This is a genomic window from Fusicatenibacter sp. (genome assembly GCF_050872605.1).
Lineage (GTDB): Bacteria > Bacillota > Clostridia > Lachnospirales > Lachnospiraceae > Fusicatenibacter.
In genome coordinates, this window is the sequence record NZ_JBNMHD010000066.1 from 1 (window position 1) to 8,229 (window position 8,229).

Annotated in this window: 9 protein-coding genes and 1 pseudogene; 4 read left to right on the top strand and 6 right to left on the bottom strand. The window is 45.3% G+C overall.

The annotated features are described in order from the left end of the window. Nucleotides 1-294, bottom strand: a pseudogene (locus tag ACY2VT_RS13710) (substrate-binding domain-containing protein); the annotation flags it as partial. 343 nt (nt 295-637) lie between these two features. Then, nucleotides 638-1,999 (bottom strand): MATE family efflux transporter, encoded by a 1,362-nt coding sequence (locus ACY2VT_RS13715; protein ID WP_461880264.1) that lies wholly within the window; start codon nt 1,997-1,999, stop codon nt 638-640. Between the two features lie 267 nt (nt 2,000-2,266). Here ACY2VT_RS13715 and ACY2VT_RS13720 point away from each other — a divergent pair, with 267 nt between their 5' ends. Both ACY2VT_RS13720 and ACY2VT_RS13725 read left to right on the top strand, forming a co-directional pair. Further along, nucleotides 2,267-2,584, top strand: a complete 318-nt coding sequence (locus ACY2VT_RS13720; protein WP_461880265.1) for a PadR family transcriptional regulator — start codon at nt 2,267-2,269, stop codon at nt 2,582-2,584. Then, nucleotides 2,581-3,114 carry a DUF2812 domain-containing protein gene (locus ACY2VT_RS13725; protein WP_461875081.1) on the top strand — a complete coding sequence of 178 codons (534 nt, stop codon included), beginning with the start codon at nt 2,581-2,583 and terminating at the stop codon, nt 3,112-3,114. Before ACY2VT_RS13720 ends, ACY2VT_RS13725 begins: the two co-directional genes overlap by 4 nt. Before the next feature lie 368 nt (nt 3,115-3,482). Here ACY2VT_RS13725 and ACY2VT_RS13730 read toward each other — a convergent pair whose 3' ends face one another. From ACY2VT_RS13730 to ACY2VT_RS13740, 3 genes are all read right to left on the bottom strand, one after another. Further along, complete coding sequence (locus ACY2VT_RS13730) at nt 3,483-4,424, bottom strand: TlpA disulfide reductase family protein (RefSeq protein WP_461880266.1); 942 nt, start codon at nt 4,422-4,424, stop codon at nt 3,483-3,485. 204 nt (nt 4,425-4,628) lie between these two features. After that, nucleotides 4,629-5,528, bottom strand: coding sequence for a 4Fe-4S binding protein (locus ACY2VT_RS13735; protein WP_461878001.1), 900 nt, complete (start codon nt 5,526-5,528; stop codon nt 4,629-4,631). Next, complete coding sequence (locus tag ACY2VT_RS13740; protein ID WP_461880269.1) at nt 5,521-5,664, bottom strand: CD1871A family CXXC motif-containing protein; 144 nt, start codon at nt 5,662-5,664, stop codon at nt 5,521-5,523. Before ACY2VT_RS13740 ends, ACY2VT_RS13735 begins: the two co-directional genes overlap by 8 nt. A 133-nt stretch (nt 5,665-5,797) precedes the next feature. Here ACY2VT_RS13740 and ACY2VT_RS13745 point away from each other — a divergent pair, with 133 nt between their 5' ends. Continuing rightward, nucleotides 5,798-6,445 carry a response regulator transcription factor gene (locus tag ACY2VT_RS13745; RefSeq protein ID WP_022461282.1) on the top strand — a complete coding sequence of 216 codons (648 nt, stop codon included), beginning with the start codon at nt 5,798-5,800 and terminating at the stop codon, nt 6,443-6,445. After that, nucleotides 6,442-7,614 (top strand): sensor histidine kinase, encoded by a 1,173-nt coding sequence (locus tag ACY2VT_RS13750; protein WP_461880267.1) that lies wholly within the window; start codon nt 6,442-6,444, stop codon nt 7,612-7,614. The genes ACY2VT_RS13745 and ACY2VT_RS13750 overlap by 4 nt, the downstream gene beginning before the upstream one ends. A 56-nt stretch (nt 7,615-7,670) precedes the next feature. On the opposite strand, the gene tnpA is transcribed toward ACY2VT_RS13750, so the two are convergent. Further along, nucleotides 7,671-8,006 carry an IS66 family insertion sequence element accessory protein TnpA gene (gene tnpA, locus ACY2VT_RS13755; RefSeq protein ID WP_461880268.1) on the bottom strand — a complete coding sequence of 112 codons (336 nt, stop codon included), beginning with the start codon at nt 8,004-8,006 and terminating at the stop codon, nt 7,671-7,673. Nucleotides 8,007-8,229 lie beyond the last annotated feature (223 nt).

The window sequence follows — 8,229 nt, forward strand, 5'->3', positions numbered from 1 at the left end:
CATCTGTCCCTGCAGTTCAGCACCCTGGTTTGCATCGAAACCTACATAATAAGTATTTCCGTTGAAGTTCAGAGCATCTTTGTCCAGTTCGCCGGTAGCACTGCTGGATGGCTGACGGTTGAACCAGCACAGAGGTTTGTCCTTGTTTTCTACGCTTCCGCCCGTTGATGCCGTAGAATCTGCTGTTTCTGTTTTCTGGGTAGAATCTTTAGACTCTGATGGGGATCCTCCACAACCAGCCATGGATACTGCCATAGCTACTGCCATAATTGCTGCTAATGCTTTTCTTTTCATTTTTATTCCTCCCGTTTGGTGATTTTGCTAGATTCGCTTCGTTCCTAGCTGATGAATTCATTATAATCACAAGCGGTCTGAAAAAAAATAGAATATTTTTGGATTAGTTATTGAAATTTTTGGTTATTTCTTGTCGTAATTCCCCAAAACTCCAAGAATCATGCAAAAAAGCAGTCCCACAGAGCGCAAATTACCGCATGACAGATTTTTGTCGTACCTCGGGTACGCCTTCCCATCTGTTTCCTGTAGTTTGCGTTCTGCAGCACTGCTTTTTTTGTATTATTTCTTACTTATGCTTTAATCGGGGTAAGAGATCTAAAATCCTATTGCAGGCGAGACTGCATCAGCTTTCTGACGTTTTAGCATCTTTATATTTTCGTATCAGAATCATATAGCTTATGATCAGTAAAACAGCCGCACTGCTCCATGCACAGATCTCGGCATAGTATATTCCCTCTTCGCCGATCCATTTCGGCAGCAGCAGCGCAACGCTGACACGCATCACAAATTCTGCAATGCCGCTGGCAAGCGGAATCAAAGTATTGCCCAGCCCCTGGATCGCGGAACGATACACATGCAGCAAATACAGTATCCACAAAAAGACAGCCATGATAAACAAATACTTATATGCAATATCTAATACCTGTCGGATCTGCTCCGGTTCACCGGATACAAACAGAGACAATATATTACGCCCAATCAGCACCATCATACCGGAAATGAAAACAGAAGTGAGCACTGCCATATACGTACCGCTGCGCACACCTTTTCGGATTCTCTGATATTTCTTTGCGCCAAGATTCTGCCCTACATAAGTGGTAATCGCATATCCATAAGAAACCGCAGCCATCTCCAAAATTCCATACAGCTTGTTCGTTGCCGTAAATCCGGCTACAAACAGAAAGCCAAAGCCATTGATCACATACTGTACCGTAAGTCCTCCCACAGAAATGATCACGTTCTGTATGGCAAGAGGAGTCCCCAGCTTCAAAAGCCGCAGACTCATAGACGGCTGCCTGTAAAAATCCTCCTTTTCCAGTCGGATATCCCGGATTTTCCGCAGCACAAGCAAGCAGTACACGGCGGAAAATCCCTGTGCAATAACGGTCGCCACTGCTGCTCCGGCTACGCCCCAGCCCAAAACTGCCACAAACAACAAATCCAGTCCCACATTGATCACTGCTGCCACGGTCATTGCAATCAGCGGAGATCTGCTGTTTCCAAGTGCCCTTAAGATCGCCGCAAAGATATTATAGGCAGCTATAACCGGGACTCCCGCAAAAATCAGCCGCAAATATAGCATCGTCAGATCAATGACATTATCCGGTGTCTGTAAAAATAAAAGAACGTGATAAACTGCGCCTTCACTTACTGCAAGTACAATCACAGACAGTAAGGCGGTCATGATATAGCTTTTTGCAACCGCACATTTCAGATTTTCCTTTTCCCCTGCTCCATAATACTGCGATACAAGAATCGAAAAACCCTGTGTGATACCGGTCATAATCCCCAACACCAGCCAGACCAGCCAGTCTCCGGCGCCTACTGCCGCCAACGCTTCCACGCCTACCACCTGGCCGACAATCATGGTGTCTGCCATCGTATAAAACTGCTGGAAAATATTTCCGAGCATCAGTGGTATGGCAAACGTTATGATCAGTTTTCCCGGGGATCCCACCGTCATATTCTTTTCATTTGTTCCCATAAGATAAGAATCTCCCTTCCTCTCTTTTCCCTCTTGTCCGCTATTTTACAGGGGACCCCTGCAAAACACAATTCTATTTTTTCACAAAGTTTTCCCGATATTTTTGGTGGCTATGACATCCGCTCCGGTGCCTGCTGCATTTTCAGAATTGCCTTAACCTCAGGGCATTTGTCAAGCGGATATTTGCAATCCGCTTGACAAATATATCGTGATGCGATATATTCAATATATCGAAGTACGATACATCAAGCAGCGAGGTAACTATTTATGGATGCACATATTAAAAAAGTATATGTTCCGATGACCGAGACAGGATTTTATATTTTATTATGCCTTCAAACACCGAACCATGGATATGGAATCGTACAAAAAGTAAAAGAATTGACCGATAATGAGGTGGTTCTTGGCCCGGGAACCATGTATGGAAGTCTTGCAAAAATGGAAAAAGACGGTCTGATCGAATTTGTGTTGGAAGAAGAAAAAAGAAAAATATATCAGATCACAGAGCTCGGAAAAGAAGTACTGGAACAGGAACTAAGAAGAATCAACCGATTGTACCGTAATGCACAGGAGGCAGCGCTATGAGAGAGGTAAAAAGAGAGTTTCGTTGGTTTTCCATTACAGAGTATGAAAAAGAAGCAGAATATTTGAGACGCAGGCATAAGGAAGGATGGAAATTTAAAAAGGTGACCTTCCCCGGTATTTATACCTTTGAAAGATGCACTCCGCAGGATGTCGTCTATCAGCTGGATTACAATCCGGACGGGGTAAAGGAGCAAGAGGAATATATTCAGATGTTTGAAGATTGCGGCTGGGAATATCTGATGAATTTTGCAGGATATACCTATTTTCGCAAACCCGCTGCATCGATGGAAAAAGAAGAAAATATCTTTTGCGATGATCAGTCCAGACTGGAACTGTTGAACAGGATTTTTCGAGGACGAATCATACCTCTGATGCTGATCTTCGTGACGATGCTTTTAAATGGATTTTTGAATATGGACAATACGGCTATGACCATTTTTTTCGCCATACTGACGGGAATCTACGTCCTTGTATTTTTACAATTCGCAGTAAAGTATGTTTCATTTCGGAACAGGCTTGTTAAAAAATGAAATAGCGATTCAGAGTCATTCGAAACAGAAGAATTGCTTAAAACAAGCAATATCGCAATCCAAATTCCTGCTTTGCTCTCATCTCCTGTTTTCTCATTTGTTGTACTTTCGTCTTGTAAATGTTCCTCATCTTCGAGTCGGTTCTCCTGCTCATTTCCAGAATTTCCTGTCACATATGCTTTTACGCTGGTTAGTCCGGAAATCGACAAGACTCTGACCATCTACTGTTTTCAACCTGCCAGCGGATATTGTGCATGTGTATTGATTCCGTCTTAGTGTTCTGCTATTTGGCGTATGCGATTATAAAATTATTTTTCTGTAAACAAAAAACCACATTGGGGGCTGACCCCAATGTGGCAGTTCTCGTCTTACTTTGCGCTGTCTGCATCCATCACAGACTGGATCTGTTTCATCAGCGTATCATAATTCTCCTGGTTGTCGATTCCGCCAAGCATCGGTTCTCCCACAATATTTCCATTTCGATCGACTAAGATTGTGGTCGGAAATGCCATAATATCGGAAGCATACTTTCCTGCCGCGGAAGCAGAATCAATGGAAAGATTGCGGTATTTCGCACCCTGGCTTTCGAGAACCGCTGCTGCTTCTTTGATCGCATCCTGATTTCCGTCGAAGGTTTCTGTGTTGATGCCTACAACCTCGCCTCCCATGGATTTGATCGCATCGTTTAATTCGTTCAGCTTCGATAACTCAGCAACACAAGGCTTGCATCCGGTAAACCAGAAATTCACGACTGTTACCGCATTTTTGGAAAACAGACTTTCGTCAACGGTATTGCCATCATAATCCTGGCCCGAGAAATCCCGGAACGGAGATGTCTCTTCGGAATCGTTTTTCGCATCGGTATCTTCCGATGCTGTATTGCTGTTTTCCAATTCCGCTATCTGTTCCTCGATTTTTCGTATCGTTTCAATATCATCCGTCAGTGTTTTCAGCTCGTCCTCAGAAAAAGAGTCCTTGTTGGCTTCAACCGTGTCTGCCAACAAATCCGCATAATTTCCGCTCGGATCAGCCGTGCTTTTATTCATCATGCCAAACACCTTGTTCCATACGTCCGCATGATCTGCAAAAATCTGGTTCTCCTGCTGATATAAATCATCCAGCTTCGTGCCGGAAGCCCCTGCCGTTTCTGTGCCGGATTCCGCAACAGATCCTGTGACAGCTTCTGTGCCGGATTCCGTCTGGGTCGTCTGCGTTTTCTTTGTGTCTGCAGCCTCTTTTCCGTTGCATGCGGTAAGTAATAATGCTACGCTGAGTGTAAAAACAGGAAGAAAAGTTTTTTTAGTTTTCATAAGTTATGGCTCCTTTTAAAAATAGTATTGTTTCAACTCACAGTCGGTATTTTCACGGAGTCTGACATGTCGAAAATAGTTCGACTGTGACTCACCTCATGTCAGTGGAGGATACCGATTTCTCTCCGCCCGCCACTGCCGTTATGTTTCTTCTAACAATTCATCCCACCGCTTTAGAAGCGGGGGACTTCTTGTCTACTGATGTTAAAATTTCTGATCTCCGGTGTCCTTTTCCTGACACATTTTTCCCATAAACTGGTAGTGGATCGCATCCTTCGGGCAGGCCTTGATGCAGGCTCCGCACCGGATGCATTCCGGATGATTTGGCGTCCGGCACACATCGATATCCATTTTACATGCCCTGGAACACTGGTTGCATCCGACACATTTGCTGTTTTCAATTGTGATGTGTAAAAAGCTTACCTTATTAAATAAGGAATAGATTGCCCCAAGAGGACAGATCCATTTGCAGAACGGTCTGTAAAACAAGATGCTGAGCACGACAACCGTAATCAGAATACCGAATTTAAATGAAAACAGCTTGCCCAGTGCAGACCGGATTGCGGCATTTCCGATGGAAAGCGGGATCGCCCCCTCCAGAACGCCCTGCGGACAAATATATTTGCAGAAGAACGGGTCGCCCATCCCGATCGAATTCGTTGCAAACATCGGCAGAAGAATCACGAAGACAACAAGGATGATATATTTCAGATACCGCAGCGGCTTCAGTCTGGCCGTGGAGAATTTCTTTCCGGGGATTTTATGAAGCAAATCCTGAAACCATCCAAACGGACACAAAAAGCCACAGATGAATCTTCCCAGTGTCACGCCGAGTAAAATCAGGAACCCGGTTATGTAGTAGGAAAACTTAAATTTGGATGATCCGACAACCGCCTGAAAGGCTCCGATAGGGCACGCTCCCGTCGCGGCAGGACAGGAATAACAGTTTAGCCCCGGTACACATACCGTTTTCGCTTTGCCCTGATATATTTTTCCCTGAAAAAAATTGGGAATATGAGGATTGGTAAGCAGTGTGGCTGCTGCCTGGATCCACCCGCGTATTCCGGCTATTTTCTTTGATCGTAACTTCTTTTTCTTATCCAATTCCGACACACTCCAGACATAATTTAATTGCTTTCCCAAGCACAGCGGCCGCTTCCCCTCTGACGGCGCCATAGCTCATCATCGCTATGCCTGTGATAACCAAAACAATTTGAGATATTTTTCTGCACTTCAAAATGTGATTGCTCCTTTGATTCTATTGATTGACCAGCTGACTCTGATATTATACAATAGAAGTTGTAAAATCATTGTTAAGAAACGGACGGGTGAAAAAAATTTTGAGATTATTAATCGTGGAAGATGAGAAACAAATGTGTGACACAGTTGCCAGAAGTCTGTACGCTGCCGGGTACGAGGTGGATACCTGTTACGATGGCGCGGAGGCTCTGGAATGCATCCTGGCAGAAAATTATGATCTGATTGTCCTGGATCTCAATCTGCCCGGCATGGACGGAATGGATCTTCTAAAAGAGCTCCGGAAGGAAAACGAAGAGACGAAGGTGCTGATCTTATCTGCAAGAGGACAGATTGCAGACAAAGTAGAAGGACTCGATGCCGGGGCAAATGACTATATGGAAAAGCCGTTCCATCTGCAGGAGCTGGAAGCGCGGATCCGCAGTCTGACAAGAAGAAAATTCGTGCAGAAAGATGTCTGTCTGGAAAGCGGCGGGATCAAATTCGATACCATCAAACGGGAGGCCTATGCCAACGGAACCCTGGTTTCCTTGACAAGAAAAGAAAACGGAATTTTGGAATATCTGCTTCTTCACCTTGGCAGACCGGTAAGTCAGGAAGAATTGATCGAGCATGTCTGGGATGCCTCCGTGGACAGCTTCAGCGGATCCATCCGCGTCCATATGTCTTCGCTTCGACGAAAGCTCAGGGCAGTACTTGGATACGATCCGATTTTGAATAAAGTAGGCGAAGGATATCAAATACGAGAGGAGTCCGACCGATGAAAAAAATATCACTGCAGTGGAGACTTACCTGTATCATTACCCTGTATATTGCGGTCATCTGTGGATGTCTGACTCTGCTTGTCTATAAAAACGGGATTTATTATATCGATTCCCTGCAGGAGACCGTAGATTCCCGGGGCGATGATGCCGGAGATCAGGACGGAGACGGTGCCACAGACGGTTCCGATCAAATCTATATCAGCATTCCGGAGGACAAGTGGGATGAATTTGCCAGAGATTTCTCTGTTCAGGTATATAACAATAAAGCAGACTACAAAAGAAACAGTCTGATCCTTTCCGCCTTATTGGCCCTTCTTGGCGGCGTCGCTACCTATTTTATCAGTGGCCATGCACTTCGGCCCATTCATGAATTCTCTGAAAAGATTGAAGAAGTGCAGGCACAGAACCTGGCCGATTCGCGAATTGAAGAAAACAAAGTAAAAGAACTGGACCAGCTTCGCATTTCCTATAACAAGATGCTGGAACGCCTCGCAGATGCTTTTGAAATCCAGAGACAGTTTACGGCAAATGCAGCACACGAGCTTCGGACCCCATTGTCCGTCATGCAGGTACAGCTCGATTTATACCATTCCACCCCGCATCCGGGCAATGACGCCGACACCTTACAGACACTGAAAATGGTGACAGAGCAAAACGGCCGACTCAGCAAAATGGTCAAGACACTGCTCGATATGAGCGAGCTCCAAACAGTAGGCCGGGATGAAACCATTGCCGTTGACGCTCTTGTCGATGAAGTATTGGTGGATCTGGAGCCGCTTGCCCAGGAAAAGGAAATAAAACTGATCGGAAACTGTAACGATACCACGATGGTCGGAAGTGACATTTTAATTTACCGAATGGTATACAACCTTGTTGAAAATGCAATCAAATACAATCATTTCGGCGGACAGGTTACCGTAACCGCATACCGGAAGGGAAAAAACATCTGTCTGTCCGTAGAAGATACCGGAAGCGGAATCCCGGCGGAATTAAAAGAACGCATATTTGAACCATTCTTCCGCGTAGATAAATCCAGAAGCCGCCAGCTTGGCGGAGTAGGTCTTGGGCTGGCCCTGGTTCGTGAAATCGTGCGCGTACATGACGGCAGAATAACCGTTCAGTCCAGCCCGTCCGGCGGAACGATCTTTGAGGTAGTCTTTACACAGTGACATCATCCTAAAAGCCGTCATCGAAGTCACTCTTCTTCCACGCCCTGCCAGCCAGTTCAAGCATGCTCTTTCAGACTTCTTACGAAAACGTGCAGAAGCTCTGGCGGGCAGTCCGGCATAATTTCAATCCGGATACTGTCTGTAATAAAGATACGCAGAGGTATATTTTCTGTTATGGCTCCTCTTGTGGAAAGTTCCTGCTCCGTTGGCATCTTTGCAAAAACCAGTTCCGGCTGTGATTCGCTTTCGAGTGTACGTAATCTACGGTTCCAGTATGTCATGGTAGAAACAGGGATCTGATGTTCCCGGCACCACTCCCTGCAGGTCTGGTCACTGGCCTGGAACGCCTGCAGACGTTCTGTCCAAAGAATAAGTTTTTCGTCTTTTTTCATGATGGTACAATCCTTTCAGGTTTTGAGGAGAGTATATCAGAAAAAAATCGAGGATAACAGGTACAGATGATTACCTACTTACGAATGATCAGCCATGTTTTCTGTGCTGCAGGCAGTGAGGATGAGAACAGGAGGTCCATAGCACCGGCAGAGAAGCTGAATCCTGCACGGAAGCCAAGAGCAACTGTGATCATAGTAAAGATACCATACAGTAATGCATAGA